Source organism: Clostridium intestinale (assembly GCF_035905475.1).
GTDB lineage: Bacteria > Bacillota > Clostridia > Clostridiales > Clostridiaceae > Clostridium_T > Clostridium_T intestinale.
Genome location: NZ_CP121166.1, coordinates 4,493,488 through 4,513,636, shown reverse-complemented (window position 1 = coordinate 4,513,636; position 20,149 = coordinate 4,493,488). Strand labels below are relative to the sequence as shown.

Sequence of the window (20,149 nt, the reverse complement as noted above, 5' to 3'; positions counted from 1 at the left end):
ATTTATGCTACCTCCTTTATTGGCTTTCTTTTAGTAACATAATCAATTACTGGAGTTAACAAGTTTATAATTATAATTGCATAATAAGGACCATCTGGGTTATATCCATAGATCATAATTATGCTTGCAAGCATAGCTGTAAGCGCTCCAAAAATTACTTGTCCAAGTTTTTCCTTTGGTGTGGTTACGTGATCATTAGCCATAAACACTGCTGATAACACGACTGCCCCGTTTATAACATTTGTATAATCACCAAGAAAATATCCTTCTCTTGAAAATACCCAGTTAAATAAAGCAAAAAACACCAAATAACTTAAAGTACTTCTATAACTAATAACACCTCTAACTAATAGATAAATAAATCCTACTAATAAAGCTAATACAGAAACCTCGCCTAGATTTCCACTAGCTATTCCTAAGAATTTATCCATTAAAGTAGCAGCTTGTACCATTTCTCCACCTGATGGTTTAGCTATAATTGCTGCCCAAGATGTAATTAAAAACACCTTTCCAACTGCAGCTGGGTTCATAAAATTTCCTCCATATCCTCCAAAGAAACTTTTAACAAAGATATTAGAAAATATAGCCCCTATTACAACTATCCATATTGGAAGATGGCTTGGCAGGATCAAAGCAAATAATATGCCTGTAACTACTGAGCTTAGATCCTTTAATTTGAATTTTCTCTCTCTTCCATAGTTCCAAATAACTTCACATAAAATCGAGGTTATAACTGATGCTAATATTATCTTTACCGCATCAAACTTATAAAAATACATACTTGCAGCAACTGTAGGCAAAGTTGCTATAATTACTTCAACCATAGTTTTGTTCTTTAAATTTAGATTGTTTGACAAATTATTCATCCTCTCTTTATAGATAAGTTTTTAAGTACATAAAGCAGCTGTCATTTTTTTATCGGCTTGCACTTTTTTGTATACGTTCATTTTTATTTTAAGAAAAAACTAGTTTTTCCTTGATAAAAAAAAAACAAACCGTTTCCTAATCGTCTGGGCTCTCCCCCCTGAGTAGCCCAGACGACTTGAAAACAGTTTCCTGCTCAACCGATAATTCCATATTTATTTCATTATAATTCTAACATAACACCTATCCTCTGTCAAAAAGTTGTTGGTTATAGGAATCTCCGTATCAACTTTAAATGCTATTTTTTAATATCTTCTACTATACTGTTCTATTTTAAATAATTATAAATAAGGAAGGAGCATATACTAAGGATATGCTCCTTCCTTATTTAACATCAACAATGCTTTTAAAACTTATACTTGATATAACTGCACTAACTATAAATATACTTAGTGATGCTACTATACTTATAATAAATATTCCATTTAAGTTTTCTGATAAGAATTTTCCTAAAACCTGTATTGCAACGAAGCTATGAAGTAATCCTATAGATAATGGAAGCACATAAAATAACACAACTTCTTTTCTTATAGCATTTCCTAAATCCTTCTTTGATGCACCTATATTTTTTAAAATTGTATATTTTTCCTTATCTTCTGTAGCATCACTATAAATTTTAATGTAGATTATACTGGCTTCTGCAAGTACAAATACTAAGAATAAAAATGCTCCAATAGCATAAACTAGCTTTAGCCATTCTACACTTTTAGTTGCATAAATACCAATTTGCACATGAATATCTTCTCTTAAATATAGATTTAATTCATCACCCATAGCATTAAACCTATCTTGATCTAAAAACTTAGTATCATCATCTATTTTTATACCATAAAACTTAACCATGCTTCCTTGTTCTTTTATATTTTCATAATTATCATTATTTACGATAACTGTTGGTTTGTTTATAAGGGATCCTAGTAATTTAAATCTAATATCATCTTGGCTTACTTCATATACCTTATCATTTATTGTTATTGTATCATCTTTAATTAAACTTGCTAATGTACCTGGTCTTTGAACATATATAGCCTTATTCCCTTGTACCATATTTTCATTGACCTTATTTAAATCTTCTTCGTATCCATTAAGTTTTAAAATATCTTCAAATTCCTCATAGGATAAAACTATATAATCTTCACTATGGCTTTCATCTACTGGTTCTAATGTATTTTTAGCCATTAAAACATCTGTTTTCAATTCATATTTAGTTGGACCCACGCTATTTGAAATAATTGCTCCCATTTTTTCACTGTCAAATTCATTATTAGAGTAAAAAGATACTGAATATAATTGATCGTTTTGCTCACTCATTGTATAAAGCTTTTTCATAGATACTGCTGTACCTAAAACAGTTATAGTACATGCTGTTAAGATACCTATTGTAGCATAAGTAGTATAATTTTTCTTAATTCTATAAGCTAAGCTATTAATAGTTATTACATTTTCACCTTTGTATAATATATTTTTATTACTAATTAAAAAGCTAAAGACTACTGGAATAACAGCATAAAACAATCCGTAAGTTCCAATACAAACTAAAATTAGAGATTCAAAAGCCTTTATTCTAGAATACAGAACTAAGTAATAGCCATATGAAATACATGCTATAGAAATTATTGCAATAATATAAGTAAATACAGTTATTTTAGGCATTTTTTCTACCTTTTTACTATCATTTAAAAGTTCAATTACTTTGCTTCTTGCAATACTAATAAAACCCTTTATACTCATTAGTAGGAATATTGCCATAAATATTATAAATGAACTTACTATAGAGTTAACTGCAATTGCAAATTTAACATCTACATTAAACCCTGCCACTGCGAAAACTATCATCTGGAAAAACTTCGAAAACAATATGCCAATACCAATTCCGATGACGCTAGCAAATATACCAATTAACATCATTTCAAAAAAATATATTTTACCTATTGTTTTTAAATCAACACCCATAAAGGTGAAAAGTCCTATTTCCTTTTTTCTATTTCTTAGAAATACGTTAGATGCATACCATATAAAGAAAAGCATAAATAAAGCCAAAATTACACTTATAATTTCTAATATCATTTTAGTATAGGAGGCATTAGCTTCACCTAAAACTTTCAATGCTTCCCCGTCCATAAGTATTAAAAAGTTACTTAATATAATGACTGAAAATATCATTGAGATAAAAAACATTGAATAGGTTTTAATATTGTTTTTAAAGTTATTGAAGGCAATGGATAATACACTCATTACTTAGCACCTCCTAAGGTTGCTAATAAATCAATTATCTTGCCATAAAACTCTTTTCTATCATTCCCCCTATTTATTTGACATTTTATTTCTCCATCACTTAACATATAAACATTTTTAGAATAACTAGCACAGAAGGCATCATGAGTAACCATTATGATAGTTGCATCATTTTCTTCATTTACTCTTTTTAAACATTCTAGTAAGTCAGTAGATGATCTAGAATCTAATGCCCCTGTGGGCTCATCTGCAAATATTATCCTTGGCTGGGTAATTAAAGCTCTAGCTGCTGCTCCTCTTTGCTTTTGGCCCCCTGATAACTCATAAGGATATTTCTTTAGGTGCTCCTTTAATCCAAAAATATATGCCATTTTAATAACCTTTTCTTCAATTTCCTTTGTTCTTTTTCTGCCTAAAGCTAAGGGAAGGGCTATATTATCCATTAAGGTCATGTTATCCAAAAGACTATAGTCTTGAAATATAAATCCTATTTTATCTTTTCTAATATTAGATAAATCTTTGTTTTTTAACTTTGTAATATCTATCCCATCTAAAAGAATTTCACCAGTACTAGGCTTATCTATGGTAGATAATAAATTTAAAAGGGTACTTTTACCTGCCCCTGAAGGGCCCATTATTGATAAGAAGGCTCCTTCTTCAATAGATAGAGATATGTTATTTAAAACTCTAGTCTTAAAGCCTTTAATTCCATAATCCTTTGATAAATTACTTAATCTTAGTATCTCACTCATTAATTGTTTCCTCCAAAAATTAATTTGTAAATTACTGAACTGTTAGTCAGCTTACAAATTAATTTTAGTGCTTTTTCTTAAATTAATCCTTCACTTAACATTACAATTAAAGTTCTAATGTTACATTTTCGTAATGGTAGTAAAATCAGATATTTTATTAAATTTAATTTTAAATAAGGTATATTCATCTTTTATTGATTCTACTTCAAAGCAGCTACCTAATTTTCCTAAAATTTTTTTAGAAAAATAAAGTCCCATTCCAGTTGATTTATATGTAGTATTTCTACCATTACTACCTGTAAAGCCTTTATTAAATACTCTTTCTATATCTTCTTCTGCAATGCCTATTCCATTATCTCTAATATTTAAGCATATATATTTATCACTTTCTTCAGCACTAAATTGAATTTGCGCATTTTCTTTTGAATACTTTATGGCATTATTAATAAGTTGATCTAAGACATACAATATCCATTTCCTATCAGTAAAAACATTATAATCAAGCTTTTTTAGCTTTATCTCAATATTATTTTTTATCAGCATAAATGCGTTATTTTTTATTGCTTGTTTTATTGTTTCCTGCAAATTAATCTCATAAATAAATATATCCTCAGCAGCTGCCGTTGCTCTGCTTCCATAGAGAACAGAATTAACTAAAAAGTTAATTTTTTCAATTTTATTTTTAATTTCTGCACTTATCTCTACATCATCCATACGATCTAAAATCATAGATATAGCACTTATAGGCAGCTTAATTTCATGAACCCATCTTGAAATGTATTCTTCCATATCTTTGATTTGTTTATCCTTATTTTCTATAAGCTTTAAATATTTATATTCCTTTTTATTTATTATATATTTCATTATCTCTTCTTCTAAATAACCTTTATCGATATCATTCATACTAATATCATTATCTTCTTTAATAATTTCATATAGGCTACGATATCGTTCCTTAAAGCTGCGATACTTTATTATAAAACCTGAAAGATAAAATACTATTAATATTGCCTCTAAATAAAAGATATCTCCCATATCTTCTCTTGTTAAACTTAATACTAAGAAATAAATATTAATAAAAGCTAAGATACCACAGTTAAATAAAATACTTCTTATGTTTTCTTTTATAAATCTCTTTAAACTCATTGAACAAAATACCCTATCCCCTTTTTAGTTTTAATAATATCATCTAATCCTAATTCTTTTATTTTAACTCTAAGCCTTGTAACATTCACTGTTAATGTATTATCACTAACAAATTCATCATCATTCCATAGGAGCATCATAAGCTTTTCCCTTGATACTATTTTCCCTTTATTTTTTATTAATAATGATAATATCTTAATTTCATTCTTAGTGAGCTCAATTTCCTTATCATTATATCTAAAAATACATCTTTCAATATCTAAAACTGCATCATTATAATAAACTAGAGAATCTGAACTTGTATAATCATAGCTTCTACGTAATAATGCATTAATCTTTGAGACTAATACATCTACTGAAAAAGGCTTTGTAATATAATCATCTCCACCATTATTCATTCCCATTATTATATCCATATTAGAATCTCTTGAAGATAAAAATATTATAGGAACCTTTGAATGTTCTCTTATTTTCTGACACCAATAAAAACCATCGTAAAAAGGTAAATTAATATCCATCAACAAAAGACTTGGTTTTTTATCTATAAACTCCTTAACTATATTATTAAAATTATCTATTAATTCCACCTCTAAATCCCATCTTCTCAATGATAAAGAAAGTTCTCTAGCAACATCTAAATCATCTTCAATTAACAATATTTTTTTCAATCTTTTCACCTCTTACTTAATCTCTTACTGATTTTATTAAAATATTATCATAATTCTACAATTAAGAAATTAACTAGAAGCTTCATTAGCTGAAGCTTTTGGTTGTTATATATTAATCAAATCTATTTCTAATTTAATTGTACTATATTTTGTAAATTAATCATTGCTTAATTAGCGGAAATTATCCTATTATTAATGTTATTGTTCCAATAAAATTAAGTATAAACTCTATTCCAAGCTCTGTTAACTATGTTGAAAACCAAGATAATGAAGATTTACTGGAGAAAGCTATAATTGGATGGATAAATATTCTAATGCAGAAGTAAAGGTGAGCTTCGATGTAAAAATTAAATCTCATAAATTCTTAAGATCATTCACAATGAAATTAATAATGTTATAATATATTATAATATTAAAGTTAAGCTGTTTTTAAAGCAGAGGAGGCAATATAATGGAAAAAATCGCAAGTTTTACAATTAATCATTTAGAATTACATCCTGGAGTATATGTTTCAAGAAAAGACAATGTGGGTGGGAGTGTTATCACTACTTTTGATATCAGAATGACAAGACCTAATTTTGAACCAGTTATGAATACAGCTGAAATGCATGCTATTGAACATTTAGGTGCCACATATTTAAGAAATCATGCTGATTTTGGATCAAAAATTGTTTATTTTGGTCCTATGGGCTGTAGAACAGGTTTTTATCTACTACTAAATGGAGATTATGCTTCAAAAGACATAGTTGATTTATTAACTGGTTTATATAAATTTATTGCAGATTTTGAGGGAGAAATTCCTGGAGCATCTGCAAGAGATTGTGGAAACTATCTTGATATGAATCTGCCTATGGCTAAGTATTTAGGAAAGAAATTCCTTAATGAGGTTCTTCTAAATATCAGTGAAGCTACCTTAAACTATCCAGAATAATAGCATTTTAATAAAGAGTAGTAATAGGTTTAAATTCCATTACTACTCTTTACATTTTACAACTCTATAAATAAATGTTTAGTAACTTTATATCTAAAAGTCTACTAAATTAATCCAAGTTTTTTGAAACTATTATAAATACCACCTTCATCGTGAGTATCTGTAATTTCATCAGCAATTTCTTTTAAACCTGGTTTTGCATTTCCCATTGCAATCCCTAAATTACAAAACTCAAACATTTCTACATCATTCATTCCATCCCCAAAAGCTATGGTATCTTTAACATCAATGTTTAAATGCTCTAAAAGAGTTTCGATGGCGGTTGCCTTATGCACCTCTGGAACTCCAAGCTCTCCACTATCATCTCCAAACATTGGAACTGTACAATGAATAACTTCAAACTCATTTTTAAATTCATCTCTAATCTGTTCAAAAGTAATTCCTTTAGGTTCTAAGAAACAAGCTTTATTAACATCATTTCTATATAAATCTTGTCCACTAATTAATGCTTCAATAAAATAATTTGGATTATTTTCTTTTTTATGTTTCGCAGTTGGATCACTTTCTATATCTCCATAAATAAGTCTTTCTAACTCTGGAATTAAATTTTCACTTGCATATAATCCACCATTAGATTCAATATAAAAATCCACTTTATGTTCTGTAAAAAAGTCAACTAAATGCTTAACATTCTCTTCACTAACTTTTTTATGATAAAGCATTTCTTCACCAATCTCTACAAAACCACCACCAGCTCCGATTATTCCATCAAAGCCTATTTCAATTATAAAGTCATAAATTTCTGCTTTTGAACGTCCTGTACATAGATAAACTACATGTCCGTTTTTTCTTGCTTCTTTTATAGCTACAGCCGCAGATTCAGGTACTAAACCTTCATCATTACACAAAGTTCCATCAACATCTATAAATATCATCTTTCTATCTGTCATAAACCCACCTCATAATTATAAGAATTTTAAGTACACTATATTATAATTATAAGGCATAAAAGGACTTGTTGTTTTCTAAAAATGAAAGATAATTTCTATTTACCTAATTAAACATCTTGTCTTGAAGCTTTCTTAATTGAAGTAATAATGAATCTTCATTTAATTCAACCATATCATAAGTGATTAAATCACCTTTTTTAACATCTTGCTTTAATATGGTATCTCTACTAACTAAACCTACTGGAAGTAGATTTAAATCTTTAGCAACTTCTGCTCTTTCAAGTGTACCGTAAACTGTGTATCCACCTATTCCATCTAAGTTTTGTCCAGCTTTAAGATCCTTCTTTGCAACTGTTACTACTTCTGAAACTAGTCCTGCTATTGGTGCAATTGTGGCTTTATGATCTAATACTGCCATAGCTGCTGATAAAGGTGTTTCTAAACTACATAAGTGATATGGTCTATATAATACATAGTTTGGACCAGGTCCCATACTTAAGTATTGCATCTCATGATTAACTTCTGGTAATGGACTACTTACTATTACAAATACTCCTGGAGCTATACCATCAACATAATCAACAACTCCGTATTTACCTAATATTCCACCTTCTTCTTTTAGTGAGAACTTAGCTGGAAGTTCAGATACTTGTCCAGAAATTCCATGTGCTCCTCTAACATCAGGGATAAATCCTGTTGAATTAGACATAAGAGCCATTTCAACCATAGTTTTACTTCCTTCTTTAAAGGCTGCTAACATGTGAGGGCTAACTCCTCTTCTTGTAGCTTCTTCTTTTACTGTATCTGGATTACAATCTAAATCAACCTTGTTGTTTTTACCCTTTCCTACAACTCTTACTTCAAATCCCATGGCTACAGCAAAGTCATATAATTCCTTAACAGCACCTGGTTCATCTCCAGCTGCACCAGTGTATACTACTCCAGCATTATCAGCTAATTTTTTAAGTATTGGTCCTATTACACAGTCAGCTTCTGCATTAAGCATAACAATGTGTTTTTTATTTGTTATTGTATCTAAAGCAATCTTAGCTCCTACTTCTGTTACACCTGTCGCATCTATAACAACTTGTACAGCTTTTGATTGAGTAACAAAATCAATACTGCTTGCAATAACATACTTTCCTTCTTTTGCCCAGGCATCTGCCTCTTCTTGTGTTTCTGCTTGTAGTATGTCCTTTTCTTCTATGCCTGCATAAGCCAGAGCCTTCTTAGCATTTTCTATATTAATATCAACTACTATAGAAGGTTTCATTCCTTTCATAAGGATCATTTGACTAACCATACCTCTTCCCATTTGACCAGTACCTATTACCCCCGTACAAATGAATTCACCCTTTTTTTCTAATTCCTCAAGTTTGTAATTTAATCCTAACATATCTTTCCCTCCTATTTTTACTTTTACATATGTTCAGTTCTTTGATTTTTGTTCACAAAGATTATATTGCCTTTTCTTTTATAAGTCAACCTATTTTAAATAAATAAAAAAATCTTATCGAATTTATATTTGTACAAACATAAATTCAATAAGATTTTTTAAAATTAAAACTGGTCGTAAATAGCTTTCGCATTACTATAATTAGTTACAAGAACATTTATAAACTTTCCATTTAAAGCGCCAACAATTGCTTCTATTTTCTCTTCTCCACCAGCAACTCCTATAACAGTTGGTATTTTTTTTATATTATCTAGCTCCACTCCTATAACTCTGTTATTAAACTCAAATTCATCAGACTGTCCATTGATGTCATAAAACTGAAGACATATATCGCCAGCAGCTCCCTGCTTTTTAAATACTTTTAAATCATCAACATCAAAATATCCGCTGCTCATCATTGTAGATTTATCCGTTATAGGTGAACCAATACCAACAATAGCTATATCAACTTTTTTACCCATTTCTAGTATATTCTCTAAACTTTCTTCCTTCAGAAAAGTATTTCTTATTTCTCCGTTAGATACAACAGCAGGCGCATGCAAAAGCTTAAAATCGCCTCTAAAAGCTCTAGCTAAATCCATAACCACATGGTTTGGGTGAATTTCAATCTGAGTTTGACCTACTCCCCCTATAAGTGGTATTAAGGTTAAATTCAACTTACTATTTGGTTCTATGTATTTACCAATATTTTTTATTGTCGTCCCCATAGACACTCCTATGTTGTCATCCGCCTTCACTATTCTTTTCAAATATTCTGCGCATGCTTTTGCAAGGTTTTTCTTTTGCGTATCATCATCTTTATCATCATCAACAATTATAACTTCTCTTAAACTATACTTTTTCTCAATATTTCTTTCTAAAATCCCATAATTATTTTCAATAGGATTTACTATTTCTATCTTTACAACACCTGATTTTCTTCCTTCGTCTAAAAGCCTAGATATAGTAGGTCTTGAAACTCCAAGTATAGTGGCTATTTCATTTTGAGTAAGGTTTTCTTCATAATATAACTTACAACACTTGATCATTAAATTTGCTTCACCAACAAACTTTTTCATTATTTTTGTCTCCTCCAAAATATTTTAAAATGTATCATACTAAGTTTATAATACATTAACTCTGACTAATGTTCAACGCCTTTCTTTTTGTTCATAAATTTTATTATATGAAAAAATCCTACAAAAGTCATGCCTGTATACATATGACTTTTGTAGGATTAATTTAGTTTAAACTTAATTGATTACTATCATATCCCCTATCTTCATATTAGGTCTACCTGGTCCTTCCAGCTCAATTTGTCCAGGTAAGTCAACCTGATCTTTGCCAGAAAATCTAAAGGTACAGTGCCCTAATTCTCTTAATGTATGAAGTGCTTCATAACCTACAGCAGTAACAGTATATACTTGATCTCCTAATAAAATACTGTCTCCAACAGCTATTTCTTCTTGAAACTCACTAATAGTATGCAAAAATGATATCTCAGCTAATTCTTCTGGTGCATTATCATTAAATATAATTAGACTATCATTTTCCTCCAATAACTCAAAAGCCAATTCTCCAATCCCTGTAATTTTAGAACGGTATTTCATAGTATCTCCCCCATCTTTCAATTTGCATAGTTATTAATCTTTATATATTTAATATAAACCAATTCCAATGAAGTATGCTATAACAACAGATAATGGACCTGTAACTATTCTTGAAAATAATATAGCAGGAACACCAACTTCAATAGTCTCTGGACTAGCCTCTGCTAGACTAAGCCCTACTGGTATAAAGTCACATCCAACTTGTGGATTTATTGCAAATAATGCTGGCAGTGCATATTGTGGTGGTATGCTTCCTTGTCCTATTTGTACCCCAATTAACACACCTACTACTTGTGCAATAACTGCTCCTGGTCCTAACAAAGGTGATAATATTGGAATTGAACATACTAATGAAAGTATTAGTAAACCTGGCAATGAACCAACATACGGTGATATAGTATTTGCAATAATATCACCAATACCAGATTTTAATATAATACCAATTATTAAACTTACAAAAGCCATAAATGGCAGTACATTCTTAATAACTGAATCAATAGATTCTCTACCTGCCTGATAGAATTTTCCTACAACCTCACCAACACCTTTACCAAGTCTAACAAAGAAGTTTTCCTTCTGATATTTAGCTGCACTAGCTTTTACCTCCTGATAATACTTCTTTCTATCTTCACTTGATTCTGGAAGAGAAGTTTCAGTTGGTTTTTCTTCAACTGTTCCATCATATAATTGAATGCAGTTTTCTTTAACATCAGATACATAAATGTCTTCTTTAATATATTTTGCTAATGGTCCTGCTTGCCCAACAGCCATAACATTTACAGTGTATACTCCTTTTTTAGGATATACTCCACATCTTGCTGTTCCTCCGCAATCAACAACAACTACAGCCATTTCATCATCAGCTACTCCTGTTAAAAATCCATTAACGACTTCCCCATTAGTTAATTCGGCTATTTTATAAGCAATAGGGTGAATACTTTGACCTGTTACACTTACAATTTTATTTCTTTTTTCAGTAGGCTCTATAATTAATGGGCCACCCCATCCACTTGTTCCTTTTGTTATCTTTACAGCTTTATACATAACCTTTCCCCCCTTCTTATATACTAAACGTTTTCTGTAATGGCAATTTTATTTGAAGACCCTCTCTTCATCATGATATTAGTAATTTTTTCAGTTAAAATTCCTCTAATAAATATAACTATTATACCAACTAAAAAGTATCTAACTGCTAATTGAGGAAGCGGTAATCCTAAAGTTGTTAACCCTTGAGCTATTCCCATATAAACAAATAATTCTGAAGCATTTGCATGAGGAAATAAGCCAACAACAGGATGTACAAATGAAACGGTAGCATCATAAAATGCTGGTTTATACTTTTCATCTACAAATCTGCCAAAAGTATAACACATTGGATTAGTTAAAAAGAACACAGCTAAAATAGGAAAAATTGTATATCTTGTAATTACATTTTTTGTACATAGTTTAGCAAAATTATTTACTCTCTCTTCACCTATTATTTTAATAATTGCATTAACTCCAGTCATAAGTACAATAAGGGTTGGTAGAATTCCAGTTACTAAACCTAAAAAGTTTTCTCCTCCCTTATTAAATAGACCTATAAAACCTTGCGCTAAATTAGACAAAACATCCAACATAAAAATTCTCCTTTCAATATAATTTTTTGATATTAATTGATTGATAATTTTATCTTACTTAAAGAATTTTCTATACTGTCAACGGCACTTATTAAAGCAATATTTTTTCCGTCCTTCTCAGCGATTTCTTTTTTTAAGGTAAATATATCCTTACCTTGAATTCCTCTAAGTTCCTTAAACCTAGCAAAAATAGTCATACCATGCATTTCCTTCCCAGTAATAATATCTCCAACCTCATTACTAACAAGTATAATAATTCTACCCGCTTTAAGTTTTCCTTTTTGCACTCCAATGCCTATAATCCCCTTATTCTTTAAGCTCTTTACTGTTTTTTTATAGTTAACAACCTGAAGCCACGTTAAACCACCTTGTAAAATCATGAACAAAAATGCAATATAAACAAACTTTACCATAGAAACCTCCTAATATTTTTTATACTATTATTCTAATAATTTAATATCCAATTAGCTTTAACAACAAACATTCTATTATTCCAAATTACTCCAACCTAATACTAACGTTTACAAAAACTATAAATCAATAAACCCTATTACTAATCAATATTAAACCTAGAACTTGTCCATAAATAACTTATCCATCTGAACTATTTTTAACCCTTAACTCGTTTAATTTACAATTCAATCCTAACATGTTCTCCCCCCCTTTAGATTTCTCTTTTACATTTGTTCACCTCTTTTATTTTTGTTCACAAAGATTATATTATCTTTAATCTTTTTAGTCAATATATTTTTCCTAGTATTATAAAAAATTTACAGTCCTTATTTTATAGCTATTAAGTTAGAATTTAGGGAAAGTATCATTTAATTATTTTACTTAATTACTAAATATTAGGTATTATTTTTATAGTTTAGATTGTATAACTAAACATTCAGCTTGTAAATACTAAATATTCAAAATATTTAGTGAATTTTACTAAACAAATTATTGAATCATTGATATTTACTTCTACATTTTGTATAATTTACATAAATAATTGAAAACGTAATCTGAAAAATTATGTTTGTTATACCTTCAAGGAGGAAGACCTTATGACAAATAGAGAAATAGCTCAAAAGCTTAAAATTTCTCCAGCTTCATTATCATTAATTCTTAATAATAAGCCCGGAGTTTCTGATTCTACTAGAACAAAAATTATTACACAACTAAATGAAATGGGTTTTGGATATCTAATAAAAAAAATAACCACCGAGGTACAAAATAATAATATTGGCTTTGTTATTTATAAAAAACATGGTGCTATTTTAGATATTAGCCCTTTTTTTCTTGTTTTAATGGAATTTATTGAGATTCATGCTAGAAGCTATGGCTATAATATACTGCTTTCAACTATAGATGAAAGACGCTCTCTTAAACCTCAAATCGACCACATATCTGAACTTAACCTTAAAGGTGCTATTATATTTGCAACAGAAATGAATGATGAAAATATGAAAGGTTTTAAAAACCTTCAAATTCCAATAGTAGCTATTGATAATGATTTTTCTAGACTTAGCTGCAACACCGTATCAATAAACAATATTATGGGTACCTTCCAAGCCATTGAACACTTGGTAAAAATGAATCATTACCGAATAGGGTATCTTAAAAGTAATATACGTATAAGTAGTTTTGAAGAACGTAAAAAAGGATATGAAAGCGCTTTGGAATACTTTAATCTTACCTTTTCCTCTTCTGATATATTAGAAGTTCGTCATACAGAAGAAGGAAGCTATCAAGACATTAAAGGGCTCTTAGAAATAAATAAATCACCAAAACTTCCTTCAGCTTTTGTTTGTGACGATGATACTATTGCTGTTGGTGCTCTTCGAGCCTTTACTGAATATGGCTATAAAATTCCAGAAGATATTTCAATTATAGGCTTTAATGACAGGAGTATATGTGAAGTTACTTCTCCACCCCTTACCACTATAAGTATACCTAAACGTACTTTTGCATTTGAAGCAGTAGATGAACTTATTCATCTTATACATAATAATGATAAGTCTTTAGAAGTGTCGCTTTCTAGAAAGATTCGAATTGAAACAAAACTTGTTGAGAGAAAATCCGTTAGATTAGTTTAAGAAAAAAATAAGGTAAGTCATTTTGACCTACCTTACTTTTTTATATTTTTTTAATTAGTAAACTAATTAATCTATACTTCCAGCTATTTCATCTTTAACAGTTACTCCTGCTGCTTCTAATTCAGCTATTTTAGCAGCGAATTGAGGTAAATGTTTCTTGTGAGCTATTAAAAGCTCGTCCATTACACGTTTAGCAGTTTTTCCACTTGGTATTTGTGGATTTAAGAAGAATGCTTGCATAAGTAGACCATAGTCTCCAGTTACAGCAGCTTCACATACACAAAGTTCCATGTTCTTCATAACTTGTAACCATCCACGTTCTGCTGGTGCTAAAGGTCCAAATGCTATTGGAAGAGCACCGCTTGCTGAAATGTAAGCAGAAACTTCTACAACACAATCTGCTGGAAGATCTGGAACAGATCCATTATTTTGAGTAGAAACAACAATGTGTTGCTTTTTGTCACCATATATAGAAGCTATTGTTTCACAAGCAGCATCTGAATAGTGAGTACCACCACGTTTAGTTAATTGTTCTGGTTTGTAGTTTAGGTTAGGATCTTTATAAAGTTCAAATAACTCACCTTCAGTTACTTTAACTTGTTGAGCTCTAGTTCCAACTCCATTGTATTCCTCTAAACCATGTTCTAACATTTCTTCTTGTAAGTAGTAGTATCTATGATATCCACAAGGGATTAATTGCATTTGATCTATTTGTTCTCTCATGAATGCAACTGCATGGATATTCTTTGGAATTCCAGCATCTTCACTGTACATTTTATCAATGATTTCTGCAGTAACATTTTTACCATTGTTATCGAAAACTTTATGCCAATGGAAATGGTTTAATCCTGCAAACTTGTAAGTTAAATCATCTAATGTTTTACCTATCATTCCTGGTTCATTCATCATAGCTCCAACTGGTACGTTACAAAGTCCTATAACCTTATCCCATTTACCATATCTAACTACAGCTTCAGTTACCATTCCACTTGGATTTGTAAAGTTAACTAACCAAGCATTTGGGCAAAGTTCCTTCATATCTTCAACTATATCTAAAATTACAGGTATTGTTCTTAAAGCTTTAAATATACCACCTGCTCCATTTGTTTCTTGTCCTAATAATCCATGAGAGAAAGGAATTCTTTCATCTTTTATACGAGCGTTTAATAAACCAACTCTGAATTGAGTAGTAACGAAATCAGCATCTTTTAATGCTTCTCTTCTATCTAAAGTTAAGTGAACTTTTACATCATATGGTGATGCATCCCACATACGTTGAGCCATAGCACCAACGATTTCTAATTTTTCTTTTCCTGCTTCTACGTCAACTAACCAAATTTCTCTTATTGGTAGTTCATCAAATCTCTTTATAAAACCCTCCATTAATTCTGGAGTGTAACTGCTGCCTCCACCGATTGTAACAATTTTAACTGGCTTCTTATCCATTGCTAATCCTCCTTAAATCTTAAGTGATCTATACCTTTACAATATATTAAATCTTGTCTCACTTCAATATTATTTCATTTTGTGAAACAAGTTTCAGATAAAGAAATTTACAATGTGTAATCGTCCACGTTGTAGTACTATTTATGTATTATTTAAATTCCCATTTACATGCTCATAATATTTTAGAGCAATAAGTTTTGCATAACACTCAAGTATTAGAGAAGATTCTAACATATTATTGTTTGGCAGAGCAATAACATGATCAATATAAGAAGGCTTCTTTATACTTGAGGTTGTTATCAAATATATTTTAGGTGCATTACTTTTGTTAAAAAACTCTTCATTTTGAAATATTCGTAAAAAATATGTACCTGAAGAAGAAAAAGCTATAATAAGATTTTCTTCTGTTGCCTCTTCGATATATTTTTTTTGAGCCATAAAAGGGATACGAGTATCCACCATTTTTCCACTTGAAAATAACTCATGTTGCATTGATATTGCTATGCTACCTGATTGCATATGTCCAAACATAGCAACTTTTTTATATTTAAAAATATCCTCAATTAAGTTACTCAAAAGATAACCATCTAGATTTTCATTTAATAACTTCATTGAACTTATAGCCTGATTTATAAAATAAGAGTGGCTATTTTCATGTCCTACAACAAGCCCATACTTCTCTTCTAAATCAGATTTCCTGTCTTGAAACATATATTTTAACTCATAAAAGCTATCTACTCCAATTTTCTTACAGAACCTACTTATTGTAGCTTTTGAAACATTGCATCCCTCTGCAATACTACTAGTTGAAAAAGACTTAAAGCTGCTTGTATTATTTAATAGATAGTGAGCTATCTTATAATTTACAGAATCCTCTTCTTCAGTATTTATGACATTTAATAATAAAAGAATAATACTTGGCATGTATCTACACCTCCCTAACTATAGTATCATATTTTTTTTAGAAAGTATGTGATTTACAAATTAAGAAAAGGTCTCTTAATAACCTTTATTGTTTCTTGCCTAAATACACTTCATTTTTACCATCTTCAATTACGCTATTAAAATAGTGCCTAATAACTATATCAAGTATTGTACTCATATGAATATCTACATCTTCACTCATTCCTTTGAGCTGATTGAGCATTCTAACCGTTGATTTCCTCATCATATATGTTCTTTTTACATCAAATTCCTCTCCGTCTATCGTAGGAGTCTTGCGTTTTCCTCTTTTTATTTTTCTAACTTCAAAATCTTTTTCTTCTTTATTTATTAAAACTGTTTCCTTTTTACTATTAGAAGTTACCTCTTCATACCTAGAACTTATAAGTTCATTTACTACTTCCCCGTCAATCTCCTCCTCATCAGTCCACTCTATATTAATAGAGCCTTTTTCATCATCTTCTTTTAATATTTCATCAACCTCATGAGCTGATAACTTTACTTTTTCAGCCATAAACATCACCTCTTGTTAAAATAATATTCTACCAAAACTCAAAAGATACAATTTTTTAGCTGGATATCTGGATTTCTGGATATCCAGTTTTCTGGTTAACTGGATTTCTGGATTTCTGGATATATGGTTATATGGTTATTAAACATAATATTAAAATAAATTTATTTAACTTAGAATTCCACAAGGTTTTCTCGCTATTTTCCCACATTCGATTTTTTTTGATAAATTGTGCCCAAATTCTATTTTTATTCATATAGTAAAGAGTAATCAATTATTAGGAGTTGATAAAAATGTCAATAGAAAAGATAGCGACTTCGTCTCAATTTACTGTCGAGGTTGAAAATGGAGTTAATAAGGCAGGAGAAATTGTTTATAAAAAGCTTAATTTTTCTGGCCTAAGACCTGATTATAATGTAGATGCCCTTTATGAGCTTGCAGAAGCTATAAGAGGTATTTTATCTAATGATACCCGAGACGCTTTAGTATTTGACGTATCTAAAATAGTTAAAAATGATTAGATATATTAAAAATATTAAATTAGAAAGGTGGGTTGTTATATGAGCTTTATTCTATCATTAAGTTTTATCACCTCCAATGGTTCAAAATCTTCTATATCTATAGCTGGTGTTAGGGAAAATATAACTAAAGCTGAAGTAGAAAATTTAATGAATCTTATTATAGATAATAACTTCTTTGAAACAAAAAATGGCTCTTTAGTTGCAATTAATTCTGCTAAAGTAGTCAAAAAGGAAGAAACCACTATAATTTGATGAAAAAGAGAGTTCAGCATTAAGTTTTGCTGAACTCTTGTCTTTATATAGTGTTTTTTACTTTTCTAAAACTTAACTTCATCTGGATTCATTCCTGATCCACCGCAATACTCCATAGAGTTAATTGTGGAAATATCTTCATCAGAAATAACAAAATCAAATATTTCAGTATTTTCCTTTATACGAGAAGGAGTAACTGACTTTGGTAAAGGAAGTACTTCATTTTGAAGACACCAACGTATACAAAGTTGTGCTACAGATTTATTATATTTTGCTGAGATTTCTTTAAGTGTTTCATTTGATAACATTCTTCCTGTCCCAAGTGGGCTCCATGCTTCCACTAACATGTTGTGTTTTTTGCAATAATCCACAGTCTCATTTTGCATTTGACCTGGATGGAATTCTATCTGATTAACCATTGGTGGAATTTCAGTTTTCATAAGTGACTTTAAGTGATGTGGTAAAAAGTTTGATACACCTATTGAACGAATTTTTCCTTCTTTATAAAGCTTTGTCACTGCACGCCATGTTTCTAGATTGATTTCATCCCAATTTGAAAACTGCTTTGCATTTGCAGGCCAATGAATTAAGTATAAATCAAGATAGTCTAATCCTAAATCATCTAATGTTTTATTAAATGCAGCTATGGTTTTCTCATAGCCACGATCTTTATTCCATACTTTACTTGTAACAAAAAGCTCTTCACGTGATACCTTACTTTCAGAAATTCCTGTACCAACACTTTTTTCATTACCATAAACAGCTGCTGTATCAATATGTTTGTATCCAGAAGTAAGAGCTGCTTTTACAGAACTAACTGCTGTAGCTCCATCTGGTGTCTGCCAGGTTCCAAATCCAACACATGGAATTTTATATCCATTACTAAGTATAAAATCATCACTCATCTTATTCATTTATATCATCCTCCAACTTTACTATAAATTCTTATAATAATAGTTTATCACAATAAAAGATCTTTATTATATAATTAAAGCACTCTCTTGATTTCTACCAAAATAATTATCTAGATATCCTTCTGGTAATGCAGGTATTAACTCAAATTCAGTTTCCATAGTTTGTACTTGTCCTGTTTCTGTACATTTAACAATACCATTTAAAATTTCCACCGCATGACATCCCATATCAATATTTGCACGATGTGGTCTATCTTTTCTCATAGCCCATGCCATTTCTGCCACCCCAAGACCTCTAGAATTCTCACCATATCCATAACAATTTTGTATTTCAATGGATTCTTTCATTCCTTTTTTCTGTAATAATACCGTTCCTCCAAACTTATCTGGATCTGGAAGATTTATAATCCCTTCCGTACCATAAATAGTTAACACCGGTACTTGAGGCCATATGGTATTTGAAGTGAAATTCATTGTTCCATATACTCCACTTTTAAATTTCATATTTGATATCATTACGTTTTCACTTTCAACCATAAAAGTTTCACCAAAGCTAGGTAATGAGGGATTCTCTACAGTATGTTCTGGGTTTGTATTGCAAGCAAATCCACTAACCTTTTCAACAGGTCCTAAAATACTAAGTAATGCTGTAATATAATAAATACCAACATTAAAACCTATGCCTCCCCCCTTTGCCGTATGAAATGCTCCTGGATAATATAAAAACTCCATATCACGATTTACTGCTGCATGGCATGAAACAATCTTTCCTATTCCACCACTATCAATGACCTTACGAGCTGTCTGTATAGCTGCACCAAGAAATGTATCAGGTGCACACCCAATTCTTAAGTTTTGTTTTTTCGCAATTTCCTTAAGTTCAAGAGCATCTTTTAAATCTGGAGTTATAACTTTTTCGGTATATACATTTTTCCCTGCTTCTAATGATTTCTTTATTACTTCATAGTGAGCTGTCGCAGGAGTTAAGTTTACAACCAACTCAATCTCAGGGTCATTCAAAATTTCATTAACAGACATAGCTTTTATTCCAAATTCCCTTGATTTTTCCTCAGCCCTTTGAAGACTTAAGGCTCCACACCCAATTACATCTAGGATTTCAAACCTATTAATCATATTGTCTAAATATATACCACTTATTTTTCCACAACCTATAACAGCAGTTTTAACTTTTTGAAATTGTTTCATTCTTCT

21 protein-coding genes are annotated in these 20,149 nt (G+C 30.2%); 4 read left to right on the top strand and 17 right to left on the bottom strand.

All coding sequences use genetic code 11. The features are described from left to right. Positions 1-2: 2 nt before the first annotated feature. From P8F83_RS22740 to P8F83_RS22720, 5 genes are all read right to left on the bottom strand, one after another. Positions 3-857, bottom strand: coding sequence for an RnfABCDGE type electron transport complex subunit D (locus P8F83_RS22740; protein WP_326512803.1), 855 nt, complete (start codon positions 855-857; stop codon positions 3-5). 391 nt (positions 858-1,248) lie between these two features. Beyond that, a complete protein-coding gene (locus tag P8F83_RS22735; RefSeq protein WP_326512802.1) occupies positions 1,249-3,159 on the bottom strand; it encodes an ABC transporter permease in 1,911 nt (636 codons plus the stop codon). Then, positions 3,159-3,911 carry an ABC transporter ATP-binding protein gene (locus P8F83_RS22730; RefSeq protein ID WP_326512801.1) on the bottom strand — a complete coding sequence of 251 codons (753 nt, stop codon included), beginning with the start codon at positions 3,909-3,911 and terminating at the stop codon, positions 3,159-3,161. Before P8F83_RS22730 ends, P8F83_RS22735 begins: the two co-directional genes overlap by 1 nt. A 120-nt stretch (positions 3,912-4,031) precedes the next feature. Then, positions 4,032-5,057 (bottom strand): sensor histidine kinase, encoded by a 1,026-nt coding sequence (locus P8F83_RS22725; protein WP_326512800.1) that lies wholly within the window; start codon positions 5,055-5,057, stop codon positions 4,032-4,034. Continuing rightward, on the bottom strand, positions 5,054-5,725 hold the full coding sequence (locus P8F83_RS22720; protein ID WP_326512799.1) for a response regulator transcription factor: 672 nt from the start codon (positions 5,723-5,725) through the stop codon (positions 5,054-5,056). The genes P8F83_RS22725 and P8F83_RS22720 overlap by 4 nt, the downstream gene beginning before the upstream one ends. 451 nt (positions 5,726-6,176) lie before the next feature. Here P8F83_RS22720 and P8F83_RS22715 point away from each other — a divergent pair, with 451 nt between their 5' ends. After that, positions 6,177-6,656: an S-ribosylhomocysteine lyase gene (locus tag P8F83_RS22715; protein WP_326512798.1), complete on the top strand. Its 480-nt coding sequence runs from the start codon at positions 6,177-6,179 to the stop codon at positions 6,654-6,656. Between the two features lie 104 nt (positions 6,657-6,760). Here the strand turns inward: P8F83_RS22715 and P8F83_RS22710 are convergent, their stop codons facing one another. The 7 genes from P8F83_RS22710 to P8F83_RS22680 form a co-directional block, all read right to left on the bottom strand. Continuing rightward, complete coding sequence (locus P8F83_RS22710; RefSeq protein WP_326512797.1) at positions 6,761-7,606, bottom strand: Cof-type HAD-IIB family hydrolase; 846 nt, start codon at positions 7,604-7,606, stop codon at positions 6,761-6,763. 103 nt (positions 7,607-7,709) lie between these two features. Continuing rightward, positions 7,710-9,002, bottom strand: a complete 1,293-nt coding sequence (locus P8F83_RS22705; protein WP_326512796.1) for an NAD(P)H-dependent oxidoreductase — start codon at positions 9,000-9,002, stop codon at positions 7,710-7,712. Positions 9,003-9,166: 164 nt separating this feature from the next. Then, positions 9,167-10,120, bottom strand: a complete 954-nt coding sequence (locus P8F83_RS22700) for a sugar-binding transcriptional regulator (protein WP_326512795.1) — start codon at positions 10,118-10,120, stop codon at positions 9,167-9,169. Between the two features lie 174 nt (positions 10,121-10,294). Next, positions 10,295-10,651, bottom strand: coding sequence for a PTS glucitol/sorbitol transporter subunit IIA (locus tag P8F83_RS22695; RefSeq protein ID WP_073022350.1), 357 nt, complete (start codon positions 10,649-10,651; stop codon positions 10,295-10,297). A 48-nt stretch (positions 10,652-10,699) separates the two neighbouring features. Next, positions 10,700-11,695, bottom strand: coding sequence for a PTS glucitol/sorbitol transporter subunit IIB (gene srlE, locus P8F83_RS22690; protein ID WP_326512794.1), 996 nt, complete (start codon positions 11,693-11,695; stop codon positions 10,700-10,702). A gap of 23 nt (positions 11,696-11,718) precedes the next feature. Beyond that, positions 11,719-12,267 (bottom strand): PTS glucitol/sorbitol transporter subunit IIC, encoded by a 549-nt coding sequence (srlA, locus tag P8F83_RS22685; protein ID WP_337250877.1) that lies wholly within the window; start codon positions 12,265-12,267, stop codon positions 11,719-11,721. 35 nt (positions 12,268-12,302) lie between these two features. Next, complete coding sequence (locus P8F83_RS22680) at positions 12,303-12,683, bottom strand: transcriptional regulator GutM (protein WP_326512793.1); 381 nt, start codon at positions 12,681-12,683, stop codon at positions 12,303-12,305. A gap of 636 nt (positions 12,684-13,319) precedes the next feature. Between P8F83_RS22680 and P8F83_RS22675 the strand changes: the two genes are divergently transcribed. Then, on the top strand, positions 13,320-14,351 hold the full coding sequence (locus P8F83_RS22675; RefSeq protein WP_326512792.1) for a LacI family DNA-binding transcriptional regulator: 1,032 nt from the start codon (positions 13,320-13,322) through the stop codon (positions 14,349-14,351). A gap of 66 nt (positions 14,352-14,417) precedes the next feature. Here the strand turns inward: P8F83_RS22675 and P8F83_RS22670 are convergent, their stop codons facing one another. The 3 genes from P8F83_RS22670 to P8F83_RS22660 form a co-directional block, all read right to left on the bottom strand. Then, positions 14,418-15,797, bottom strand: coding sequence for a 6-phospho-beta-glucosidase (locus P8F83_RS22670; protein ID WP_073022354.1), 1,380 nt, complete (start codon positions 15,795-15,797; stop codon positions 14,418-14,420). 141 nt (positions 15,798-15,938) lie between these two features. Further along, on the bottom strand, positions 15,939-16,721 hold the full coding sequence (locus P8F83_RS22665; RefSeq protein ID WP_326512791.1) for a MurR/RpiR family transcriptional regulator: 783 nt from the start codon (positions 16,719-16,721) through the stop codon (positions 15,939-15,941). A gap of 85 nt (positions 16,722-16,806) precedes the next feature. Continuing rightward, complete coding sequence (locus tag P8F83_RS22660) at positions 16,807-17,253, bottom strand: hypothetical protein (RefSeq protein WP_326512790.1); 447 nt, start codon at positions 17,251-17,253, stop codon at positions 16,807-16,809. A 290-nt stretch (positions 17,254-17,543) separates the two neighbouring features. Here P8F83_RS22660 and P8F83_RS22655 point away from each other — a divergent pair, with 290 nt between their 5' ends. Both P8F83_RS22655 and P8F83_RS22650 read left to right on the top strand, forming a co-directional pair. Then, a complete protein-coding gene (locus P8F83_RS22655; protein WP_315110773.1) occupies positions 17,544-17,771 on the top strand; it encodes a DUF1659 domain-containing protein in 228 nt (75 codons plus the stop codon). A gap of 39 nt (positions 17,772-17,810) precedes the next feature. After that, positions 17,811-18,023, top strand: a complete 213-nt coding sequence (locus P8F83_RS22650; protein ID WP_326512789.1) for a DUF2922 domain-containing protein — start codon at positions 17,811-17,813, stop codon at positions 18,021-18,023. 65 nt (positions 18,024-18,088) lie between these two features. Here the strand turns inward: P8F83_RS22650 and P8F83_RS22645 are convergent, their stop codons facing one another. Together P8F83_RS22645 and P8F83_RS22640 are read right to left on the bottom strand one after the other, a co-directional pair. Next, entirely contained in the window at positions 18,089-18,937 is an 849-nt protein-coding gene (locus tag P8F83_RS22645; RefSeq protein WP_326512788.1) for an aldo/keto reductase, read from the bottom strand. 66 nt (positions 18,938-19,003) lie between these two features. Next, positions 19,004-20,143 (bottom strand): Gfo/Idh/MocA family protein, encoded by a 1,140-nt coding sequence (locus tag P8F83_RS22640; protein WP_326512787.1) that lies wholly within the window; start codon positions 20,141-20,143, stop codon positions 19,004-19,006. Positions 20,144-20,149 lie beyond the last annotated feature (6 nt).